This window comes from Streptomyces sp. NPDC038200 (assembly GCF_055600785.1).
Genome location: NZ_JBVJYH010000001.1, coordinates 190,520 through 213,136, shown reverse-complemented (window position 1 = coordinate 213,136; position 22,617 = coordinate 190,520). Strand labels below are relative to the sequence as shown.

The 22,617-nt window shown below is 74.6% G+C and carries 17 protein-coding genes and 2 pseudogenes; 8 read left to right on the top strand and 11 right to left on the bottom strand.

Annotated elements, in window-relative coordinates; translation table 11 throughout:
• The first annotated feature begins 177 nt into the window (after positions 1-177).
• The 4 genes and pseudogenes from ACZ7KF_RS00940 to ACZ7KF_RS00925 all read left to right on the top strand — a co-directional run.
• Complete coding sequence (locus tag ACZ7KF_RS00940; RefSeq protein ID WP_471067885.1) at positions 178-1,110, top strand: carbohydrate ABC transporter permease; 933 nt, start codon at positions 178-180, stop codon at positions 1,108-1,110.
• Positions 1,107-1,940: a carbohydrate ABC transporter permease gene (locus ACZ7KF_RS00935; protein ID WP_471067882.1), complete on the top strand. Its 834-nt coding sequence runs from the start codon at positions 1,107-1,109 to the stop codon at positions 1,938-1,940. The genes ACZ7KF_RS00940 and ACZ7KF_RS00935 overlap by 4 nt, the downstream gene beginning before the upstream one ends.
• Complete coding sequence (locus tag ACZ7KF_RS00930) at positions 1,940-3,214, top strand: ABC transporter substrate-binding protein (protein WP_471067880.1); 1,275 nt, start codon at positions 1,940-1,942, stop codon at positions 3,212-3,214. Before ACZ7KF_RS00935 ends, ACZ7KF_RS00930 begins: the two co-directional genes overlap by 1 nt.
• A pseudogene (locus tag ACZ7KF_RS00925) lies at positions 3,189-3,998 on the top strand (macrolide family glycosyltransferase); the annotation flags it as partial. The gene ACZ7KF_RS00930 and the pseudogene ACZ7KF_RS00925, both read left to right, overlap by 26 nt.
• 25 nt (positions 3,999-4,023) lie before the next feature.
• Here ACZ7KF_RS00925 and ACZ7KF_RS00920 read toward each other — a convergent pair.
• Positions 4,024-4,983 carry a hypothetical protein gene (locus ACZ7KF_RS00920; RefSeq protein WP_471067878.1) on the bottom strand — a complete coding sequence of 320 codons (960 nt, stop codon included), beginning with the start codon at positions 4,981-4,983 and terminating at the stop codon, positions 4,024-4,026.
• Between the two features lie 132 nt (positions 4,984-5,115).
• A pseudogene (locus ACZ7KF_RS00915) lies at positions 5,116-5,608 on the bottom strand (MMPL family transporter); the annotation flags it as partial.
• A 343-nt stretch (positions 5,609-5,951) separates the two neighbouring features.
• Here ACZ7KF_RS00915 and ACZ7KF_RS00910 point away from each other — a divergent pair.
• From ACZ7KF_RS00910 to ACZ7KF_RS00895, 4 genes are all read left to right on the top strand, one after another.
• Positions 5,952-6,968 (top strand): ketopantoate reductase family protein, encoded by a 1,017-nt coding sequence (locus ACZ7KF_RS00910; RefSeq protein WP_471067876.1) that lies wholly within the window; start codon positions 5,952-5,954, stop codon positions 6,966-6,968.
• A 116-nt stretch (positions 6,969-7,084) separates the two neighbouring features.
• Positions 7,085-8,065, top strand: a complete 981-nt coding sequence (locus ACZ7KF_RS00905) for a sigma-70 family RNA polymerase sigma factor (protein ID WP_471067874.1) — start codon at positions 7,085-7,087, stop codon at positions 8,063-8,065.
• A gap of 244 nt (positions 8,066-8,309) precedes the next feature.
• The gene (locus ACZ7KF_RS00900; protein ID WP_471067872.1) at positions 8,310-9,806 is read left to right on the top strand and encodes a hypothetical protein; all 1,497 of its coding nucleotides are present in this window, start codon (positions 8,310-8,312) and stop codon (positions 9,804-9,806) included.
• Positions 9,807-9,854: 48 nt separating this feature from the next.
• A complete protein-coding gene (locus ACZ7KF_RS00895; protein WP_471067869.1) occupies positions 9,855-10,178 on the top strand; it encodes a hypothetical protein in 324 nt (107 codons plus the stop codon).
• 75 nt (positions 10,179-10,253) lie between these two features.
• Here the strand turns inward: ACZ7KF_RS00895 and ACZ7KF_RS00890 are convergent, their stop codons facing one another.
• The 9 genes from ACZ7KF_RS00890 to ACZ7KF_RS00850 form a co-directional block, all read right to left on the bottom strand.
• A complete protein-coding gene (locus tag ACZ7KF_RS00890; protein WP_471067867.1) occupies positions 10,254-11,591 on the bottom strand; it encodes a protein kinase domain-containing protein in 1,338 nt (445 codons plus the stop codon).
• Entirely contained in the window at positions 11,592-12,584 is a 993-nt protein-coding gene (locus tag ACZ7KF_RS00885; RefSeq protein WP_471067864.1) for a protein phosphatase 2C domain-containing protein, read from the bottom strand.
• Positions 12,578-13,246: a vWA domain-containing protein gene (locus ACZ7KF_RS00880; protein WP_471069549.1), complete on the bottom strand. Its 669-nt coding sequence runs from the start codon at positions 13,244-13,246 to the stop codon at positions 12,578-12,580. Before ACZ7KF_RS00880 ends, ACZ7KF_RS00885 begins: the two co-directional genes overlap by 7 nt.
• A gap of 55 nt (positions 13,247-13,301) precedes the next feature.
• Positions 13,302-13,427, bottom strand: a complete 126-nt coding sequence (locus tag ACZ7KF_RS00875) for a hypothetical protein (protein ID WP_471067861.1) — start codon at positions 13,425-13,427, stop codon at positions 13,302-13,304.
• Positions 13,424-15,100 (bottom strand): TRAFAC clade GTPase domain-containing protein, encoded by a 1,677-nt coding sequence (locus ACZ7KF_RS00870; protein ID WP_471067859.1) that lies wholly within the window; start codon positions 15,098-15,100, stop codon positions 13,424-13,426. Before ACZ7KF_RS00870 ends, ACZ7KF_RS00875 begins: the two co-directional genes overlap by 4 nt.
• A complete protein-coding gene (locus ACZ7KF_RS00865; RefSeq protein ID WP_471067856.1) occupies positions 15,097-17,877 on the bottom strand; it encodes a GTPase-associated protein 1-related protein in 2,781 nt (926 codons plus the stop codon). The genes ACZ7KF_RS00870 and ACZ7KF_RS00865 overlap by 4 nt, the downstream gene beginning before the upstream one ends.
• Positions 17,874-19,112: a TRAFAC clade GTPase domain-containing protein gene (locus tag ACZ7KF_RS00860; RefSeq protein WP_471067854.1), complete on the bottom strand. Its 1,239-nt coding sequence runs from the start codon at positions 19,110-19,112 to the stop codon at positions 17,874-17,876. The genes ACZ7KF_RS00865 and ACZ7KF_RS00860 overlap by 4 nt, the downstream gene beginning before the upstream one ends.
• Before the next feature lie 3 nt (positions 19,113-19,115).
• On the bottom strand, positions 19,116-21,317 hold the full coding sequence (locus ACZ7KF_RS00855; RefSeq protein WP_471067852.1) for a hypothetical protein: 2,202 nt from the start codon (positions 21,315-21,317) through the stop codon (positions 19,116-19,118).
• Between the two features lie 173 nt (positions 21,318-21,490).
• Positions 21,491-22,576, bottom strand: coding sequence for a hypothetical protein (locus tag ACZ7KF_RS00850; protein ID WP_471067850.1), 1,086 nt, complete (start codon positions 22,574-22,576; stop codon positions 21,491-21,493).
• Positions 22,577-22,617: the final 41 nt, after the last annotated feature.

Here is a 22,617-nt window from a genome sequence, read left to right as displayed (position 1 = left end):
CGTGCCTCCGTGCCGTCTTCCCGTGCCGTGCGTGGGCCCACCGCGGCTGCGGGGTGCGGGCCGCGTCCGGCCAGTCTCGCATCGGCGCCGGCGGGCCACCGCGCGCGGGCCCTTGACGAGGCACCGGGCCTTCACGACCATGAACACGCCAACCGCAGCAGGCAAAGGGGCTGATTCGTGACATCAGTGGCCGAAGCGCGGACACCGGCGACGGGAGCGCGGCGGCCGCCCGGCCGCCGGATCGCCGATCGCGGTGCCTGGTTCCTGGTCCTGCCCGCCCTCGTCCCCATCCTCGTGCTCAGCGTCGGCCCGCTGCTCTACGGCGTCCTGCTGTCCTTCACCGACGCCCAGTCCGGCCGGACGGCCGCCACCCGGTGGATCGGCACCCTCAACTTCCAGGACCTGCTGCACGACACCCTCTTCTGGGAGTCGTTCCGGATCGGACTGGTCTGGGCGATCGGCGTGACCGTGCCCCAGTTCCTGCTGGCACTCGGCCTGGCCCTGCTGCTCGACTCGGACTTACGCCTGCGCGGCCTCGCCCGCGCCCTCGCGATCATCCCCTGGGCGATGCCCGAGGTCGTCGTCGGCATCATGTGGCGGCTCGTCTACAACCCGGACGCGGGCGTCCTCAACGAGACCCTGCGCGACCTCGGCCTCGGCGGCGGCCGGGACTGGCTGAGCGGCCTGGCCACCGCGCTGCCCGCGGTGATCGTCGTCGGCGTCTGGGCGGGCCTGCCGCAGACCACCGTCGCCCTCCTCGCCGGACTCCAGAACGTCCCGCGCGAACTCCACGAGGCGGCGGCGGTCGACGGCGCCGGCGCCTGGCGCCGCTTCCGCGCGGTCACCTGGCCCGCGCTCCGGCCGGTGGCCCTCGCCATCACCGCGCTCAACCTCATCTGGAACCTCAACTCCTTCGCCCTGGTCTACGTGCTCACGAACGGCGGACCCGGCGGGAAGACGCGGCTGCCTATGCTCTTCGCCTACGAGGAGGCCTTCCGGTACGGCCAGTTCGGCTATGCGGCGGCGATGGGCTGCGTACTCGTCGCGGTGGTCTCGATCCTGCTCGCGGTGTTCCTGGCCGGCCGGCTCCGAGGCGGTGACGAGGCATGAGGACCCGCCGCGCGGCCCGCGCCGGCCGGTACGCCGCTCTGCTGGCCTATCTGCTCTTCCTCGTCTTCCCGTTCCTGTGGCTGCTGTCCACCGCGCTCAAGTCCCCGCGCGAACTGGGCAGCCTGCACCCGAGGTGGATACCGCGCCATCCCACCCTGGACAACGTCCGGCAGGCCTTCGCCGAACAGCCGCTGGCGCACGCGGCGCTCAACTCCCTGCTGGTGGCGCTCGGCACCGCCGTCGTCGCCGTACTGATCGCCACGCCGATGGCCTACGTCATGGCCCGGCACCGCACCCGGGCGGCGCGGGCCGCCACGGGCTGGGTGGTGGTCAGCCAGGCGTTCCCCTTCGTGCTGGTGATCATCCCGCTGTTCCTGGTGCTCAAGCACCTGCGGCTGATCGACTCCCTGATCGGGCTGGTGCTGGTGTACGTGGTGTGGGCGCTGCCGTTCGCGCTGTGGATGCTCGTCGGCCACGTCCGGGCGGTGCCCACCGAACTGGAGGAGGCGGCGGCCGTCGACGGCGCCGGCCGGCTCAGAACGCTGGTGTCGGTGACGGCGCCGCTGCTCGCGCCCGGCATCGCGGCGACGGCCCTGTTCGCGTTCGTCACCGCCTGGAACGAGTTCTTCTTCGCGCTGGTGCTGCTCAAGAGCCCGGGGAGACAGACCCTGCCGGTCGTCCTCACCCACTTCATCGGCGCCGAGGGCGTGGCCGACCTCGGCCCGCTGGCCGCGGCCGCGTTCCTCGCCACTCTGCCCTCCGTGGCCGTCTTCGCGCTGGTCCAGCGGCGGATCGCGGGCGGCCTGCTCGCCGGGGCGGTGAAGACCTGATGCGTACCCTCGCCAAGGTGCTCGCGGTACTGCTGCTGCTCGCGGGCTGCTCCTCGCCCGGGCACCGCGACGGCGGCCCGGTCACCCTGCGCTTCCAGTCCCTGGCCTGGCAGCAGGAGTCCGTCGCCGCCAACAAGGAACTGGTGAAGGAGTGGAACGCCACCCATCCGGACGTCAGGGTCGAGTACGTCCAGGGCAGCTGGGACAGCGTGCACGACCAGTTGCTCACCTCCTTCGAGGGCGGTGAGGCCCCGGACGTCATCCACGACGCCTCCGACGACCTCGCCGACTTCGCCTACGGCGGGTACCTCGCCGATCTCACCGGGCTGCTGCCGGCCCGGCTCAGGTCCGACATCCCGCGCAGCAGCTGGGAGACGGCCACCTTCGCGGGCGGGGTCTACGGCGTGCCGTTCCTCCAGGAGCCCCGGGTGCTGATCGCCGACGCCGACCGGCTGCGCGCGGCGAAGGTGCGCGTACCGACGCCCGCGCACCCCTGGACCTGGGCGGAGTTCCGGCAGGTCGCCAAGAAGCTCAGCGGGCCCGGGAAGTACGGCGTGGCCTGGCCGCTGAAGGAGCCCGTCTCCGCCACGCTCAACCTGTCCCTCTCGGCGGGCGGCCGGCTCTTCCACCGCGGCGCGGACGGCCGGGTCACCGTGCGTTTCACCGACGGCGACGCGGTCGTGCCCCGCACCGTCCACGACCAGGTCGCCGTCGACCACAGCGCCCCCGCCTCGACGCTCGGCAGCGGGGGCTCGGACACCCTGCCCGGCTTCTTCGGCGGCCGGTACGCGATGGTTCCGCTGGGCTTCTCCTACCGCCAGCAGATCGTGCAGCAGGCCCCCGAGGGCTTCCACTGGGAGGTGCTGCCGGCGCCGGCGGGCGCCGAGGGGCTCATCCAGGGCGTCAGCCCGCAGACCCTGTCCGTCGCCGCCGACTGCCCGCACAAGAAGGAGGCGGTCGCGTTCATCGACTTCCTGCTGCGGCCGAAGAACATGGTCCGCCTCGCCCTCGGCGACTGGATGCTGCCCACCGGTACCCAGGCCCTGACCGACCCGGCCCTGCACACCACCGAGAACGGCTGGGCCACCGGCACCGCTCTCGCGGCCCGGCTCCGCCCGGCCCCCGCGCAGTCCGTGCGCGGCTACCCGGAATGGAAGGACAAGGTGGCCACCCCGGCGTACCAGGAGTACTACAGCGGCGCGATCGGCCTGGCCGAACTCCGTCGCCGCCTGGAGCGGGACGGCAATCTGGTGCTCGCCCGCTATCAGCGCTGACCCACGAATCCTTCCCGAGCCGATGTGGGCCGAGCCGAGGAAGACCGAGCGCGGACAGGCCTGCTACGCCCGGTTCGCGGCGTGGCTGGCGGAGAACGGGATCACCCAGCACCCCGCCCCCTTCGCCGGCCGGCCTCCGCGCTCCCTGGTGCTCATCCCCAAGGCGCTCCAGCCGCACGCCGACCGGGTGGACGAACGCGTCCACACCTTCGTCGGCGCCTGCCAGGGCGACCGCGCCGGCCAGGGCGGCCGGCAGCGGCCCGCCGGAGCGGAGAAGGTCGTGCTGGTGTCGCTCGGCTCGGCCTTCACCCGACAGCCCGGGTTCTACCGGGAGTGCGTGCGCGCCTTCGGTGATCTGCCCGGCCGGCACCTCGTCCTCCAGATCGGCCGGCATGCGACCCGCGCCGAGCTGGGCGACGTACCGCCCGGCGTCGAAGTGCGCGACCGGGTCCCGCAGCTGGCGATCCTGCGCCAGGCCGATCTGTTCGTCACGCACGCCGGTGCCGGCGGCAGCCAGGAGGGGCTGGCCACCGCGACACCGATGATCGCCGTACCGCAGGCCGTCGACCAGTTCGGCAACGCCGACATGCTCCAGGGGTTCGGTGTCGCCCGGCACCTGCCCGCCGAGGAGGCCACCGCCGACCGCCTCCGCGAGGCCGCCCTCGCCCTGGTGGACGACCCGGAGGTCGCGCGCCGGCTCAAGGAGGTGCGGGCGGAGATGGCCCGCGAGGGCGGCACCCCTCGGGCGGCCGACCTCATCGAGGCCGAACTGCCGGGCCGCCGCCCGAGGTGGGTCCGGCAGGGGACCGTCAGAGATACGACGTGGTGTCGATCCGGGCCTTGTAGACGACGGCCCCCTCCCGGGCCCGGGCCACCCCGCTCACGTTGAAGTGGACGTACTTCGTCCCGAAGGCGTTGCCGTCCGGCACCGCGCCGGTCCACATCTGCTCGCCGGAGGCGTGGCGCACGTACGACTTGACCAGCTTGCGGGTGTGCAGGGTCGTCCGCTTCATCGTCGACGTGTCGACCGCGTAGACGCCGTTGGTGTCGGTGACCAGCAGGCGGCCGGGGTGCTGGTGGTCCGGCTGCAGGTCGTGCGGGTGGTGGAAGCCGGTGAGCCGGCGGTCGGTGTCCTCCACCAGTTTGGCCGAGCCGGCCGTCGTCACGATCCGGTACGCCGTCAGCACCGAGCCGCCCGCCGCCCACATCCGCTCCAGCCGCGGGTCCCACAGCAGCCCGTGCGCCTGATGGAAGGGGACCGGCGAGCCCGCGCGGACCAGTGAACCGCTGTGGCTGTTCGTGGGCCGGAAGACATGCAGGCTGCCGCCCTTGGCGTTGCCGCCGCCCGGCCCCTTGCTGCGGCCGGCGACCACGACCACGCCGGTGCCGCGGGCCCGCTCGATGGCGTGCGGGTAGTTGGGGACGTTCGCGGACCACAGCAGTTTCCTGTCCCGGCGCTGGTAGACGCTCGCCGTCCCGCTGTCCGGGGTGCCGGTCACGGCGAGCAGGACCTGGCCGTCGCCGCTCGTGTCACGGAAGCGGTGCTCCATCGGGTGGCCCGAACCCACCGGATTCAGCTGCCACTTGATGTGCGCGTCGGTGAACGGCTTGTTGCGGTCGAAGAGGAAGATCTTCCCGGAGTTCACGTCCCCGATCAGCACGTCGAACGCCGGGGGCGCCGCCGCGCCCGCCGCCTTCGCGGGTACCGCGGTCGGCAGCCCGGCCGCGGGCACGGCCAGCGCGCCCTTCAGCAGACTCCGTCTGTCCATGTGGTTCCTCCCCCGTCATCGGCGTACCCGTCGGAGAACGAGAGCGCGCGCGGGGCCCGTCGGTTCCCACCCGCAACCGACGGGCCGCGCGTCAACGGGGGGAATCAGACAGTCAGCCGCTCGCCACGCTCCGGCAGCGGTGCCGCCCACGCCCCTCTGCTTCATGGACTGCCTGGACAGCGTGCCGAAGATCGCGAACACGGCGACCATGATCACCGCGGCACTGGGGACGACCCCGGCCGTGGTGACCACGCCGTGCCGGATCGCCTCCTTCGTCGTACGGCCGCGCATCCGGGCCTCCCGGATCCGGGACACCACGAACACGTGGTGGTCCATCGACAGCCCGAACAGGATCACGAAGAGGAACAGCGGCAGCCAGGTGACGATCGCGCCGACCCCCTCCGCCCCCACCAGCGAGGCGCCCCAGCCGTGCTGGAAGACGGCGACCAGGATGCCGTAGGCGGCGGCCACCGACAGCAGGTTGAGCACGATCGAGGTGACCGCGATCGTCAGCGAGCGGAACGACAGCAGCATCAGCAGGAAGGCGAAGACGACCACGAACGCGAACACGGGGGAGGACCGAGCCCATCAGCTGGTCGTCGAAGTCGTGGTGGCCGGCGACCCCTTGCATCTGTCGCCGGTTCCCTGGGGCGCGACTCGGGGACGGAGGCCGTAGACGGGCCGGGATCCGGGGAGGGGGGCCGGAGTGTCCGATCCGACCGACAGAGATCCGCTTTGTGATTACGAAACCTTGTTGAACAAGTCACAGGTGCGTGTAGAGGTTGCTCCGGCCCCCGCCCATCGGCCAGAGTTTCGCGCAGCCCGCCCCGGCGCGGGCGCGGCCGTCGTGCCCGCCCCCACGGGGCACGACGGCCGCACCCCTCGGCCTGCCCCAAGCACCGCTGCGGACAAGCACTTTCGGGTACCGGGTCGGGGCGCGTCCCGACGCGTGTGCGAGGCTCTCGGGCATGCGCTACATCATCATCGGGGCCGGCGCGGTCGGCGGCGCGGTCGGCGGCCGGCTCGCCCAGACCGGGCGCGAGGTCGTCCTGATCGCCCGCGGCCGGCACCTGGCCGCCCTCCGCGAGCACGGACTGCGACTCCGGGTCCCCGAGGGGGAGCTGACGCACCGGCTGACCGCCGCCGAGGGGCCCGGCCCGCTCGGCGAGCTGCGCGCCGACGACGTCCTCGTCCTCGCGGTGAAGACCCAGGACACCGTGGCCGCCCTGGAGACCTGGGCCGACGCGCCCGTCGCCGGCGGCGGCACGGCGGCCGGACTGCTGCCGCTCGTCTGTCTCCAGAACGGCGTCGAGAGCGGCCGGCTGGCGCTGCGCCGCTTCCGGCGCGTGTACGGCGTCTGCGTCTGGCTGCCCTCGACCTTCGTGCAGCCCGGCGTCGTCTCCGCCGCCGGTACCCCGCTCACCGGCATCCTGCACCTCGGCCGCGTCCCGCACGGCACCGACGACACCGCCCGCCGGATCGCCGCCGACCTCGCCGACGCGCGCTTCGAGGCACCCGTCGTGCCCGACGTGGCCCGCTGGCAGTACGCCAAGCTCCTCGCGAACCTCGGCAACGCCCTCGAAGCGGTCAGCGGGCCCGTGGCGAGCGACGAGGCCCAGGCCCTGTACGCGCGCGTGCGGGCCGAGGGGGAGGCCGTGCTCGACGCCGCCGGGATCGCCCACGTCAGCGCGGCGGAACAGCAGGCGGCGCGCGGCGACAAGGTCACCCTGGCCCCCCTGGACGGCACCCCGCGCGGCGGCGGCTCCTCCTGGCAGTCCCTCGTCCGCGGCACCGGCACCATCGAGGCCGACTACCTCAACGGCGAGATCGTCCTGCTCGGCCGGCTGCACGGCGTACCGACCCCGCTCAACGAACTGCTCCAGCGCCTGGCGAACCGGTTCGCGCGCGAGGGCCGGGCCGCGGGGTCGCTGCCGGTGGCCGAACTCGCCCGGCTGGCCGACGAGGCCGTACGGCAGGCCGGTTGACCGTCCGGCCGGTCCGGCGGTCCGGCCGGTCCGGCGGTCCGGCCGGTTCGGCGGTTCGGCGGTTCGCGTTTCGTAAGGCCCGGCAGGGCACGCACAGGTGACGACGGGGGTACAGGGTGGACGACTTCACGGGGGACGCCGGGCAGCGGCTGGCCGCACGGTTCGAGAAGGACCGGCCGCACCTCGCGGCCGTGGCGTACCGGCTGCTCGGCTCGGCCGCCGAGGCCGACGACGCGCTCCAGGAGGCATGGCTGCGCGCCCGGCAGGCCGACACCGAGGCCGTCGCCAACCTCACCGGCTGGCTGACCACCGTGGTCACCCGGGTCTGCCTGAACCTGCTGCGGTCCCGCCGCAACCGGCGCGAGGAGTTCCTCGACGCCCACGACACGGGGCACGCGTCCGCCTCCGAGGCCGGCGACCCCGCCCGGGAGGCGCTGCTCGCCGACGAGGTCGGTGTCGCCCTGCTGGTCGTCCTCGACACGCTGAGCCCCGCCGAGCGGGTCGCCTTCGTGCTGCACGACATGTTCGCGGTGCCCTTCGACGAGATCGCCCCGCTGATCGAGAAGACCCCGGCCGCCACCCGGCAACTGGCCAGCCGTGCCCGCCGCCGCGTCCAGGGCCGGCCGCCCGCGCCCGCCGCCGATGCCGGCCGCCGTCGGCAGGCCGTCGACGCCTTCCTGGCCGCGACCCGCGGTGGCGACTTCACGGCACTGATCGCGCTGCTCGACCCGGACGCGGTGCTGCACGCCGACGCGCTGGTCGTGCCCACGCCCGAACCCGTCACCGTGCGGGGGGCCGAGTCCATCGCACGGGGCGCCATGGCCGCCGTGGCCCGTGCCCGGTCCACCGGAACCGCCCTGCTCGACGGCCGGATCGGCCTGGTCATGGCGAACTCCGGACAGCCGCGCCTGCTGCTCGCCTTCACGTTCGGCGCGGACGCCCGGATCACCCGGATCGACATCATCGCGGAGCCGGAACGCCTGCGCGCCACCGAGATCGACGTACCGCCGCCGTACGACCCCGGGGCCGACGTAGCGCCGTGGCACGACCCCGGGATCGACGTACCGCCGTCGCACGAGCCCGAGATTGGCCGATAACCGCCCCTCGAAGGGCAGTTGGCGTTCCCCCCTGTGACACCGGAGCCGCGGCCGACGCAGAACGAGACGCCGCCGCGGTCCGACGTCACAGGGGAACGCCGGACCGCGGCCGCCGATACCACACGCCCGCCCCGGCCGGCCAGGCTCGACCGAACCGCGCGACAAACCCCCCGAGTTGTCCCTAGGGTGAACCGCGCGGACATGAGGGGGACGGATGAGTGTGGCGGGCAGAGGATTACCGTCGTTGCCGCAGTACCGCAAGGACGGAGTGACCCGGCGTCTGAGCGCCTCCGTGCACCTCGACGACGACTTCGCCCTGTACGTCGACCGGATGCTCACCGGCGACCGGCTGAACGCGCTCGGACTGAGCCTCGGCATCAACTTCGTCGCCCTCGCCCGCCACGCGCGCGTGGCCACCCGGCGCCGCGCGGCCCTCGACCGCCGGCTCGCCTGCCTCCAGGCGGCCCTGCCCCTCACCCTCCTCGTCGGGCTCTGGGGACTGGTCAACGGACACCGGTCACTCGGATGGGTGGCGATTTTCGGCCCTCTCGGCACCTGCGTGCTCGCCTGGGTCCTGGTCCACCACGACGAGGCCCGCAGCCGCGACAGGGCACGGGACGTGTTCCTCGCCGGGGCGAAACCCGAACAGACGGCGCCCCCCGTGGAGTCCGCGGCCGAGACCGCGCTGCACGAGCTGAAACGCGCCAACGTCCTGCCCTACGCGGACGAGGCCGCCTACACCAAGCCGTTCGTCGGCAGCGGCGAGAAGATCAAGGAGGTCGTCTGGCAGCCCATCGACATCAGCCGGCCCGCCGACGCGCCCGGCGGCGGAAAGCTCCCGCTGCGCCCGTTCGACGTCATCGACCTGCACACCTACGTGGCACGCCACATGGAGAGCATCTCCGGCCTGCAGGGCCTGCGGACCAGGAACCGGCTCTACGTCCTCGGCAGCAACGCCCACCTCATTCCCGAACTGGTCCCCGACCGCACCCGGCGGCCCCACGCCCACATACCCAGCGGGCTGGTGCAGGCCGGCCTGCACACACCGGGCGCCGGCATGCGCACCCACCTGTGCCTGGAGCGCATCGGTGAAGGCGGCCGGCTCATCGTCTCCCTGTACCTGCGGGCCATACTCCAGCCCCCCAGCCTCACCTGGGAGGTGGCCGCCTACGCGATACCGCCGCTGGACGGCCGCTTCTACCGCGTCGACCGGCTGCCGGTGGCCCCCCTCGAACGCTGGTGGAGCCTCGTCCGGTACGCCACCCGCCGCACCGGCCCCGAACTGCGCGGCGCCCTCGGCCGCATACTCCGGCGCCGCCGCTGGGCACACGACCACGAAAGGGCGCTCGTCAGGACCCGCCGCGCGATCACCAAGCAGCACGTCCTGCACGACTACGGCGCCACCGGCAGCCTGCGCGAGGACCTCGGCGCGTGGGACGAGGCCGGCTACACCGACCGCATGGACGCGCAGGACTTCCTGTTCCGGCTCCAGCAGGGCGTGCTGACCGCGACAGAACGGTTCCTGCGCGACCACAACATCGACACCAGCTCCTTCGACAAGGCCGTACAGGTCATCAACACCCAGACCTACAACATCGGTAACGTCAGCGGTCCCAGCAACTTCGGCGCCCACGGGACGATCCTCCTGGGCGGACAGCAGGGACCCGGACCCCACGGCGGCCCGGGAGCCCAGGGCGCGCCCGGACCCGCGGGGTCCGGCCCGCCCGCACCGAAGCCATAACCACCCAGCCATCGGACGGCTCGTCCGGCCCGCGAGCGAGGACAGGACATGAGCACCTACAACTTCGAGAACGTCAACGGCCCCGCCAACATCGGCGACCACGGCCAGATCCAGATCAACCACACCACCCCGGACCTGGCGACCCTGATGCAGGTCGCCGACCGGCTCACCGAGGCCCTGCACGCCGAGTACCCGGGACTCGTCCGCAGCGGCGAGGTCATCCAGGGCGAGCTGGCACAGTCCGCCGAGGACGGCCTGCCGCCCAACCGGGGCCGCATCCGCTCCGCGTTGGAGACGATCGCCATCGGAGCGTCGGCCGGCAGCGCCAGCCTCACCTTCACCCAGCACCTCCTGAACGCGCTCGGACTCTAGACGCGTCGGGCCGGTGAGCGGCCACGGCCGACCGAGGAGTTGCCGGGGCCCCGCCCCACCGCGGGGCCCCCAGGGCTACTGCGCCCGCACCACCGCCCGTACGCCGTCACCCAGGTCCAGGTCGAGCCCCGAGCGCAGCGGCACCGTCTGACCGGGCTCGATCCGCTGGACGGTGCCGTCCGAGCGGGTACCCGTCCAGGTCCGCGACGAGCGGTTGGCGAGACCGAACCGCCCCGGTTTCTTGGGGTGTTCGACCAGCTCCGCCACGAGCGCCGCGTCCGAGCAGTCGTGCCGCGCCGGCTCCGGCAGCAGATGGTGGGCCTGGACCCGGGCGGCGCGGCGCAGCCGGATGTGGTGCTCCGCGCGCGGCGGGGGAGTGGTCACCGTCAGCCGCGGCGGCAGCACCAGCCCCGCCCCGCACCCCCAGCAGTCCCGCGGCGGCGGCTTCTCGCCCGGCTCGGTCATGTTCTGCCGCCCGCACGACGCGCACTCGACCACCGCGTCCAGCACCGCCCGCAGGGCGTCACGCCACTCCGACTCCCGCACCCGCGCCGCCGGATCGCGCAGCCCGATCGTGAACGACCGCCGGAACAGCTCCCGCAGCCTCTCCGCCGCCGCGTCCCAGGTGGCCAGCACCGTCGCGTGCTCCATGGGGTCGGGCGCGTTGGCGTCGTCGGCCGGGTCGAACACGAACAGCGGGCTCTTGCCGTACAGCTTGCGCTCCGCCGCCTCGTCCAGGCAGTGGATGCCCAACTCCTTTTTCCCCTTCAGGGGATGATGGTTCATCAGCAGCATGAACAACAGGACGGCGAGCGAATGCAGGTCGGACTGGGTGCCCGGACGCGCGCCCGGCTCCCCGCGCACCAGCTCCGGCGCCATGAACTCCATGGTCCCCGAGATGCCGCTGGCGTCGCCCTCCACCACCGCGTTGTCGTTGTCGCAGACCAGGACGTCACCGCTGTCCGGGTCGAAGAAGATGTTGCCCCAGGAGATGTCCCGGTAGGCGATCCCCCGCGAGTGCAGCGCCTGGTAGGCCTCCACCGTGTACAGACAGGCCGTCAGCAGCGCCCGCGGGCTGGTGCGCAACTGCCGCCGGAACAGCGCCGGAAGCCCCTTGTAGCGGTCCGGGCGCAGCCCCATCAGATAGCCGAAGGAGCCGTGGTGCTCCGGCACGAAGGTCTCCGGCCACAGGAACCGGTCGTCGGCGAAGTCCCGGGCCACCAGCTCCCGTACGATCGCCTCCTGCTCCGGGGTCGCGCAGATGGGGTAGTACCACTTCAGGGCCCGCACCCCGGCCGGCGTCCGGACCCGGTACACCTCCCCCTGGCCGCCCGCGCCGAGGAAGTCGAGGATCTCGACGTCGTCACCGTTCTCCGCCGCGAGGCGCACCCCGCCATCGAGCATGCCGCTCATCTACGTCTCCGTCTTCCGTTCCATGTCCTCGTCGCCGCCGGCCGGGCCCGGCGGCGTCCGCGCGTCCGTCGCGCCGGGATCCCCGGCTGCCGCCGAGGCGTCCGCCACCGGCGCCGAGCCGCTCACCGGTGCCGAGGCGTCCACCGCGGCCGGCGCCTCCCCCGGCCGCAGCGCCGCCGCCAGGGTCGTGTCGTCGCCGGAGTAGCGGGACGCCTGGGCGAGCCAGTCCGGCAGGACCTTGCGGACGCCCGCGCCGCCTTCCTCGGCGAGCCGGCCGGCCAGCCCCATGACGAACTCGCGATAGCCGTCGGCCGACGCGAAGCTCTTCGACAGGCCGTCCGTGGACAGCACCACCAGCCGCGGCGCCCGCGTCTCCTCGAACAGCGGCGCCCAGTGCATCCGCATCGCCCGCCACGCCTTCCGCCCGCACAGCGACTCGGTCTCGTCGCCCAGGTCCTCCACCACGGGCGCCAGCGGCCGGCTCAGCGCCCCGTCGTGCTCGACCACCGCGAGATCCCCGTCGCCGAGCTGCCAGGCCACGAACAGCCACGGCGTGAGCACCGCACCGATCAGCGTGGTGCCGTACAGCACCAGCTTCTCCTCGGGCCGCGGTTCCCGGGCGGCCTCCTCCACCACCGGCCGGTTCCGGTCCCAGTGGCCGAGGGCCTCCCGCCGCCACTCGTGCACCAGGGCCCGCGGGAAGTCGTCCCGGGCGTAGGTCATGAGCCGGACCAGCCGCCCCGGCTCGTGACAGTCGTTCGCCGCCCGCCCGAACGTGGTGGCCAGCTCCAGGAAACGGTCCACGGCGAACCGCGCGCCCAGCGCGCTGCGCGCGTGCACCGCCGAACCGTGCCCGTCGGCCACCGCCAGGACCAGGGGGTCCGCACCGGACCCGGTGCCCCGGCAGTCGTACCAGTCCTGATTGAGGCGCTTGCCGACGCCCTGGACGCTGTCGGCCAGCGTCTCCCACCGTCGCACCCCGAGCGTCACCACACGTCGTCGTCATCGTCGTCGTCCAGCACCGGCGGCGCGTACTGCTGTTTCGCCATGTTCGGTCCGGAACCCTCGCCGGCGACCGGCTGGGAGGCCGCCTTCACGGCCGCCGTCGACGCCCACCGGATCGCCGCCGCCAGCTGCTTGGGACTGTTGGCGTCCAGCGGCTGCAGCTCCGGGTTGCCGAGGAACTCCTGGAGCACCCCGCGGTCCGCGTCCGCGCCGATCGCGATGGCCACCCGCACCGCCTTACGGCCCCAGGGGGTGGCGTCCACGGCCTTCAGGCCCGCCTTCCAGTCGTCGGTGGGCACCCCGTCCGACACCAGTGCCAGCACCGGCTTCAGCGCCCGCTGCGGCATCGGCGGGGTCTGCAGCTCCCGCGCCACCAGATGCAGCGCCTCACCGAGGTTGGTCATGCCGTCGACCTGGACGTCCTGCCAGGTGAAATCGTCCACCGGGACCGGGGTCTGGTGGTGCCACTGGGCGGTCGTGGCGAAGGTGACCGTACGCAGCAGCAGTTGGGCCGCGGGATTGTCGTGGGCCACCGACCGCATCTCCGGGACGGCCTCCCTGATCGCGTAGTTGAGCTTCGCGATCTTCTCGCCCTGCATCGAGTACGAGCAGTCGAGCAGCCAGATGAAGTGGACCGGCCGGTTGGCCATCGGCCCGCCGGGAATGTCACTCACGCCGTAGTTCCTTTCGCATCCAGAAGAATCGTCACGACCGGTTCAGCAGCAGCCAGAGCCCGAACGCGAGGGCGGCCGGCGCCAGCAGCAGAGCGGAGACGAACAGGCCCGCCGTCACCCGCCGGGCCCGGCCGACGGGTGGAGTCACACGGTTCATGCCGGGTTGTACCCCCCTTCCCCGCCGTCGTCCGGCCGCCGCCGCCGCGGCCAGGGCACGCGTCCCGTTCCGCCCCCTGCCTGTCCGGTCAGCGGGCCGGTGCGCAGCCCGGAGGCGGCGAGCAGCCACAGCACCGGTTCGGCGGCCCGCAGCTGCTCGCTCTGCAACGGCCCGGTCCCGGTGGCCGCGTGGGCGCTGACCGCCCAGTAGCGGGCCGCGCGGAAGTCGTGCCCGAGGGCCCGCACCAGCGCGCCCAGGCCGATGTCGCCGAGCCAGTCGCCGATCCGGGCGCCCGGCCGCGGCAGCGTGGTCAGCTGGTCCAGCACGTCCCGCTTGGTGACGACCGCCGCCACCGGCAGCCGACGCCGGCGTCCGGTCAGCGCGGCCAGCTCGCCGGTGAGCCGCTCGTAGGTGGTCCGTGGACCCTGCGCCGAGGGCCGCGCCCGCTCCGCCCGCTCGGCGTCGGCCGGCCCGAGCCGGCCGCGCACCGTGGGATCGGCGAGCACGTCCGCGACCAGGACGACCCCGTCCGCGTGTGCCAGGTACCGCTGCGCCCGGACGCGTTCGGCTTCGCTCACCGACTCGCCCATCGGGTCGTAGAGGTACAGCAGCCGGCGCCGTCGCCCCCGGGAGACGGTGAGCATGAGGGCACGCGGCGGCCCGCCGGTCGTGGCGTGCGCCCAGCCGGACCGGTCGAGCTGCCGGTGGACCCCGGTGTGGGAGCGCTGGTCGGCGCTCGAGGCGTACGCGACGCGCAGCTCGCCCTCCCGGGCCCAGGCGTGCAGGCCCTCCACCATGGCCGCCATCAGCATCGTCTTCCCGGAGGAGGTGCCGCCCACCAGCGGGGTGTGCACCACCCGGGTGGTGGCCACCGCCTCCGGCAGGACCTGCTCGCAGTTCGGGCAGAGCGCGGACAGCCTGCCCCGCCCGGTGAGCCGGGTGGCGGGCAGCCGGCGCCCGCAGCCGCACAGGTGCCACAGGGCGCCGTACCGTCCAGGCCGCAGCTCGGCATGGCGGGCGGGGCAGCCGGGGCAGGGGTGCAGGGCCAGCGGCACCGGTGCGTAGCAGCCCGGGTGGGGGCAGGTGACGCGCAGGCCGCGCAGCAGTGCCCACGCCCGCTCCACCCCGCGCAGCAGGGGCACGCTCACCGCCCAGCCGATCCACACCACGCCCAGCAGCAGCGCGAGGACCAGCAGGGCCCAGCCGAGCAGCAGGGTGGCGAGCACCGCGCCGATCAGCGCGCCCGCGGCCGTGCCGGGGGCGACCAGCGTGACCAGCAGGAACCGGCCGAGCGGCACCCGCACCCAGCGTCCCCGGGGCCGCCGGCCGCGGAACAGGTTGCGCACGGTCCGGTCCAGCCAGGGATCGCGGAACGCCCGCCAGAGCGTCCGTATCCCGTCCCGGCCGGCGGATGCCGCGTCCGCCCACGACTGGCGCCACCAGTAGGCGGGCAGGGCGGGCTCCGTACCGCCGGCCCCGGGCAGCCGGTGGTCCAGCCGGCCCGCCTCCCACGGCCCGAGCCCCCGCCACACCGCCCGCACACCCCGCCCGAGGAACTCCCACAGCGTCCGGAACAGGCACACCGCGACGGCGACCAGGGCCGCCCAGGCGAACAGGGTCAGCAGCACCTGGAGCGCGATGTGCAGCGTCGAGTCATCGCTCCGGCCGTTCACCGGGCACTCCCGCCGGCGGGCGGCTCGACGTCCCCGGGCCGGGTCGTCCGCGGGTCCTCGCGCCGCCCGCGTCCGGTCAGCCGGCCCGCCAGCCGGCCCAGGGCGCCCGGCCGGTTCCACGCGTGGTACGCGTCCAGCCTGCCCCGGCCCGTGCGCCGGAGCGCCTCCTCGACCGCGGCCTGGTCCTCGGCGGGCAGCGCCCGCACCACCGGCCGCAGCACCTTGGCGAGCAGCACCGTGCGCGTGGCCTCCCAGCCGGGGTGGGTGTCCTGGTAGGCGGTCCACTCGCAGAAGCGGGCGGCCACGTACGACGGCGCGGTCCGCAGCCGCTCGGCCACCGCGGTCCCGCGCGCCGCCCGTTCGTAGGCCGCCAGCAGTGCCGTGTCGCCGGAGCGGGCCAGTGCGTACAGCTCGCACTCCGGTACCGGCACGGTCAGCAGCCGCCGCGCGACGGCCTCGTGGGCCCGCCGGGTCACCTGCTCGGGCACGGGCTCCACCGCGCCGTCCCGCAGCGTCCGTACGCGCTCCACCCAGTTCTCGCCCTCGCCCGCGGTGCCGAGCAGCGCCGTGAACTCCAGCAGGAGGAGGGGGGCCCGGTGCGCGGGGGCCAGCTCCGTGGTGAAGCAGCGCAGCAGATCGGCGGCGAGCGACGGTACGGCGGCGTCCTCGGCCGGTGCGGCGAGCGCGGCCGTCACCAGCAGGTCCCGGGTGCCGGCCAGCCGGTGCGCGTCCGAGCCCAGCTCGTTCAGGAGCAGGCTCGCCTCCTCCCCGGTGGGCGGCTCGTCGGGCCACACCAGCCGGATCGCCGTGTGCAGGACGGCGGGCTCGGTGTGCGGCGAGACCCCGGCGGTGTGCAGCACCGCGCGCAGCCGGCCGCGCCGGTCGGCGCCGGGCCGGCCGGTCGCGTCGCCGAGGACGCACATCCGCAGGTGCGGGAAGCCCGGGTCCAGGGCCACCGGCAGCCCCGACCCCGCGAGTCGCCCGGCCACCGCGGCCGGATGCGCCGCCGCGAGGGCGTCCAGCGCCCCGAACAGCGCGGTGCGCAGGGCGGGGTGACCGTGCAGAGCGTCGAGCAGCGCGGCTCCCGGCCACGCACCGCCCACCGCGCCTCGCTCCCCTGCCGCGGCGAACCCCTCTGCCACGGCGCGCTCCCCTGCCGTGGGCCGCTCGCCGCCCGGTGCGGCCCGGTCGCCGCCCGCGGTGGGCCGTGCGCTGCCCGCCGAGGCTCGCTCGCCGCTCGCGGTGGGCCGTGCGCTGCCCGCCGAGGCTCGCTCGCCGCCCGCGGTGGGCCGGGTGCCGTCCGGCGCGGCCCGCCCGCCCGGCGGCTCGTGCCCGACCGTCCGGCCGTGCTCGCCCGCAGCGTCGGGCCCGCTCACCGGCTCACGCCCGCCCGCCGGCCCGGTCCCGCTCACCAGTTCCCGTGCGGTCCGGCCCGCGAACTCCGGCAGCAGGTCCGTGCAGTCGACGTCGAGCAGGTCGGCGATGTGCAGCAGCGTCAGGGGGCGGCCGGTCGCGGGTTCGGCCGGGTCGGCGATGCCGTGCCGCAGGGCCGGTGTGAGGTCCCGGGCCAGCGCGTGGCGCACCTCGGGGGTCAGCGACCCCGCACCCAGCGCGGGCACCGGGCCCCGCCCGCGTACCGCCGTGGTCAGCACGCGGGCGGCGAGCGGCGCCGACACGGCCGTGGGCACCTGTCCGTCCAGCCGGGCCAGCAGGGCGGCCAGCGCGACCGGTTCGGTGTCCTCGGTGTCCTGGCCGGCGTGGTCCTGCGGATCCTGTCCCGCCCCCGCCAGGGCACCGACCAGCGCCGTCAGGGCCGGCCCCGGCAGGCCGGCGGCGTGTTCCGCGGCCCAGTGGGCCGCCGCCGCGCGGGCGGCCGGGCGCAGGGCGATGCCCTCGGCGAGCGCGGTCGCGGCGAGGGGACCGACGGCACCGGCGGTGTCACCGAAGGTGTTCCGGAACAGCTCCGGCCGCCCGGCCGCCCAGATCCGCGCGCACACGTCGGCCCAGGCGTCCGCCACGGGCTCCCCGGCTGCCCGCCCGGTGCAGTCGTGCACCCGGAACCGGTGGTCGTGCCCCACCGGGTCCGACGACGGCAGCGCCCCGACGATCTGCTGACGGGCCTGCTGCGGTCGCCGGGTGTACGTCGTGAAGGTGAGCCGGTGTGCCTGCTCGCGCGGCAGGACCGTGCAGGCCAGCGCGATCCACTGGGCCACGTCCGCGCTGTCCCGCTCCACGACCACGAGCTGCCGGACGTCGCTGCCCTCGGCCAGCGTGCGCAGGTCGGCGAAGAACGGGCCGAGCCGGTCGGCACGGGACCGGGCGAACGCCACCAGCCCGTCCCGGCGCAGCAGCTCGGAGGGCTCGAACCGGTCGATCGGCGCCGGCCGCCCGTCCGGGGGCGTCGCCTCCGCCCAGCGCGGCGATTCCCACGCGGTGATCGGCAGCGCCCCGTCCGGCAGCCGGGTCCCGGGCGGCAGCCGCACGGCGTGGGCGTGGAAGTTGCCCCAGCGCCCGCTGTAGTCGGCGCCGGTGTAGACGGCACGGCTCAGCAGCCGTCCGCCGTCCGAGAGTTCGGTGCAGGCGAAGGCCCTCGGGAAGGACTTCAGCTGTTCGCTGTCGGGCCGGTCCGGCAGGTCGCGCGGCGGCTCGTAGCCGATGAGCTGTTCGGCCTCCCGCAGCAGGGTGGCCGGTACACCGGGACTGACCGCGGTGAAGCGGAAACCGGACCCGTCGGGGCCGGGCGGCGCCGAGGTGTAGTGCAGCTGGTCGAGGCTCACCGGACCCGCTCCTTTCCTGCCGTGCGCACGGGCAGCAGACCGCGCAGGGACAGCAGCCACAGCAGCGGGTCCTCCACCCGCACCGGCTGCGGCCCCGACTTCGGTACGTCCGCCGGCGCGTTCGCGGGCGGCGGCGCGCCCAGCGCGGACAGCCCGAACAGCGACAACACGGCGAAGTCGTGCTCCAGCTGGCGCAGCAGCGCACCGGAGTCCCAGTCCGTCAGCAGCGTGCGGAGTTCCTCGTGGACGGCGAGCCGGTCCTCGGCGTCGTGGGCGCCGCCGGGGTGCGGGGCGTTGCGCAGCAGCGGGGAGTGCGGGTCGAGCAGCGGCCTGAGCATGTCGGTCTTGGTGACGGCCACCGCGATCGGCGTGGTCACCCGGCCGCCCGCCCTGCCCTTGCCGTGGGCGCGCAGCTGGGCCGCGAGGTCGGCGGCGATCTGCCGGGGCGAGGTCTCCACCACGGGCAGCGGCGGACCGTCGTGCACCGGCAGCCGGTCCCGCACGGAACCGAGTTGCAGCGGGTCCACCAGCAGGATGATGCCGTCGGCGGCGCTCAGGTAGCGGGTGTAGCGGTCCATGGCCTCGGCGTCCGCGAGATCCTCGCCGGCCGCGTCGAAGAACACGAGCGTGGTGTGCCGGGTGCCGGAACCGCCCAGCAGGCCCCGTCTGGGCAGGCTGAGCCGGTACAGCAGCGGGTCGTTGAAGCCGAGCGCGGCCGGCCGGGTGGCGGCGGGCAGCCGCAGCCGTTCGTACAGGTCCTCGGCCATCTCCCGGTCCCGGGCCTGCGTGTGCTGGCCCATCGCCGCCAGCGAGGCGTGATAGGCCTGCCCCACCCGGTGGTCCAACTCGTTGCGCAGCACGGCCACATAGGTGCTCTTGCCGGAGGCCTTGGCGCCGACCAGGGCGATGATCCGGCTGTCCTGGTCGCAGTAGTCGCTGGGCAGATCGCTGTGGCAGGACCCGCACACCCGTACCGGCGTCGGCACCCCGCACTCGGGGCAGGGCACGCTGCTGCCGCCGCTCCCGAGCCCGCCGAGCCTGCGTGCCGGGGCGAACACCGGCCCGCGCATCCGGGCCGCCTGGGGCACGGCGGGCCCCGCGAACGCGGCCCATATGTCGTCGGACGCGGGGCCGCAGGGCGCTCCGCGCACCCCGCTCGGGGTCATCAGACAGCGGTACGGCAGTCTGGCCGCCGACGCGCGGGTGAAGCAGTAGGGGCAGATCACGGTCGTCATGGCTCAGCGCACCACCAGGCTGGCGAGAGAGGGTTCTTCGAGTCGGACCGAGGCCGCGTGCTCCCCGAGCAGAAAGCCGCGCAGGGTGTAGGGGGCCGGGCAGGGGGCGGTGGGCAGCTCCCGTTCGAGGCTCCCGTGCCGCGCCAGTTCGGGTCCGGGGATCCGCAGGACGGTCGTCCCGTCGGCGGCGTTGCGCGGGCGGAGGGTGCCGCCGCGGGCGACGCACACGAACTCCGGGACCTGGGTGAGGCCGCCGGGCGCGGTCAGGGTGACGCGCAGCAGTGTCCGGCCCCGGCCGAGGATCTTCCGCGGGGCCCGCACCAGCCGGTAGGAGACGGCCGCGTCCGGCGGTACCAGGACCTCGGCCGCCTCGGGCACCACGATCACCGCGCCGGGCACCCGGGGCGCCGACGCGGCCCGCACCCGTACGGCACCGGGGCCGACGGGCAGCTGGAGCCCGCCGCGCCGGTAGGCGTGCGCGGTCACCGTGCGTTCCCCGCCGCCGGCGGACCCCACCGGAGCCCAGCCGACCACCAGGTGCGGGACGTCCTCCGGCCAGTCCAGGACGATCCGTGCCTGCCCGTCCGGGAGCCGGTGGGCGGCCAGTCCGGGCACCGGCCGTACGGCCTCCACGCCGACCGCCGGCCCCGCGAGCGCCCGGGGGCCGCGCACGGCGACCGCGCCGACCCGGGCGTAGGCGCCCGGCGGCGGGCACAGGGCGCCCGCCGGGCCGGGCCAGTCGAGCGGGGGCGGCAGCTCGTCGGTGCGCAGTTCGGTGCCCGGCTCCGGAGCCCCGTCGGGCCAGACCACCAGCCGTACCTCGGCGTCACCGGCGCCGGTCCAGTCGAACCGTACGGTCCCGCCCGTGGGCCGGGCGGTCAGGGTGTGCACGGGTTCCGGCCAGGGGTGCACGGTGGCGGTCGCGCGGAGGCCGGGGGAGGGGACGGTGCGGCCGTCGGCCGTGCGGTAGTGGCACACGATGCGGAAGGCGTGGCTGCCGGCCGGCAGGCCGGTGGCGGTGAACCCGTCGGTGTGCGCGGCAAGGTGCGCGGTGCGGCCGTCGGGGCCGATGTGCTCGACCGTGACGTCGGCGGCGCCGGCCGGGCGCCGCCAGGTGCAGTCGATCCGCTCCGGGCCGTCCGTCAGCACGGGGCGTTCCACCTCGGGGGCGACGAGCAGCCGCCGGGACACCAGCGGCGGCCCGTCCACCCGCCCGTGGCGCAGGGGCAGGGCCGCGTACCGGACCGTGGTGCCGGGTCCGGCCCCGCCGTCCCGTACCGTGCCCGCGGTGGCGGTGGCCGTGACGGAGTCGAGGACGCAGCGGACGGCCGGTCTGCCCCGCCGGTCCCGGTACAGCCGCAGCAGCCGCCACTCGCCGGGCGGCTCCCGGCTGTCCTTCCAGCTCAGCTCGACGTGGTCGGGGCGGAGTTCGGCGCCGAGCGTGGAGCGGCGGCCGTGCACGCGGACCAGTCCGCCCAGTGCGCGCCGGTCGTCGGCGGCGGCGTGCAGCGCCCAGAGGTACCCGGCGCTCGCCGCCTCCCGGTCACCCCGCTCCTCGGCCCGCCGACCGGCCCGCAGGGCGTCCTCGGCGGCGCGCAGCCGCTCGGCCGCCCCGGCCCGCACGGCCGCCAGTGCCGGGTCGGCACCGTCCTGCGGTAACCGGTCGAGCAGGGCGCGCAGCCGGTGCACCCGCCCCTGCGCCCGGGCGTCGGCCAGCGACTCGGCGGCGTCGCGCTGCCGCCGGTCGAGCGCGGGACGCAGCCGGGCTGCCGCCAGCAGACCCGCCACCTCGTCCTGGTGAACGCCCAACTGGCGCACCGTTGTGCCGCGTTGAGGCTCGGGATGCTCCTGGAGCAGGTTGATCAGCTGGTAGAGGACGATCCTGCGCAGCGCCTGCGGGTCGGTGTGGTGCAGCGCGGCCAGCCGCTCGGCGAGCGGGACGAAGGCGGTGTCGGAGGACCGGACCAGCGCTTCCAGCAGCGCTGCGTCCACCCGGCGCCGGCCGCGCTGCCCCGCCGGCACGTACAGCCCGTCCAGCACCCGTAACCCGCCGGCGCCCGTTCCCAGCATCTCGCCGAGGTGACGTAAGCCCGCCGCGTGCTGTGCGGCGGCGAGGGCGCCGTACCCGGGCACGAGCGGGCTGAGCGGCAGACCCGACAGGGCCCTGGGCAGCCCCAGGTGATACCCGAACTCCCGACCGGCCACGTGAACCGTTCTCCCCCGATAGTGCTCAGGGGTCCATCCCAGCAGATCCCGAGGTGCCCAGGAAGGGTTTTCGGAAGACCGAGCAGGCCGGGGCCCGCGGGGACGGCACGGCCCCCCGGCCGGTGCCGGGCGCCCGGGAGCGGGCGGGCGGGGCGACGCGCCGGAGCGGTCCGTCAGGTGATGCGGCACTCCCGCTGCCCGGCGGTGACGCGGTGCCGCTCCGGCCTCCCCGACGGGCCGACGCTGTAGACGAGGCCGTCGGGTGTGGTCAGCACGCTGTGGGCGCCGATCTTCGTCGGTCGCCTCTTCCCGTCCGCCGAGAGTGTCGTCAGGCGGCCGTCCGACAGCAGCACCCCGCAGTCACGGAAGACACCGATCTCGCCGTCGCCGTTCACCACGGTCCTGCGCAGGGGCGCGGACCGGTCCGCCGAGGCGAGGGAGATCGTCTGCCGCGCCTCGCCCGTCCCCGCCGAGAAGGTCCCCAGCACGGTCGTGCTCCGGGAACTGGCGCAGTCGCTGAGGAACTGCGGGACCTCACGGAGCTTCCTGCCGGTCGCCAGGTCGTACTCGACGGCCTTCTCGCCGAGCGTCCACATGGATTCCCGCTGTGCGGACAGGCACCCGATGCTTCCGGGCAGGGTGTCGGAGACCAGGACCGGTGACAGACGCGCGCCCGTGAGCCGGAAGCGGTAGGCGCTCCATGTCCTGGCGGAACCGAGCTGGACGGAGACCACCAGGGTGCTTCCGTCGCCGGAAACCCGCCCCAGCGCGTCGCCGACGCCTTCGGCGAACCTCTTGGTGTGGAGTCTCCCGGAGTCCGACCAGGTGATCGAGGACTCGTCCGTCGCCACCCAGGTGTCCCGGTCCCTGGCCCAGTGGACGACGAGGGACCGGCTGGGAGACGAGCGGACCGTGGATGCGTCACCGGTTTTCCAGACGGTGTGCGTCCGTGATTCCCGTTCGTTCATGTCGGCGGTCGCCGATATGACGGCGTTCGGACAGGAACCCGCGCAGTGCACGTCGGTGGGGAAATAGCGGCTCTCCCGCCATTTCTCGGTACCGTCGCTCGTGTATCCGGCCAGTACCTCGTGCTTCGTGTCGTAGGTGATGTAACCGCTGGAATCCCCGTCGGCCAGCGCGATGGAATGGTTTCCGGCCGGCTCTGCTTTCCCACTCGGCGACGCCGAAGTGCATCCGGTGGCGAGAAGAAGTCCGCTCAATGCCGAAGCCAGTACGAGAAGGCGTTTCTGGGTGCTCATGCGTTTCCCGGTGTCAGGGACACCGCGTGGGTGCGCAGCGC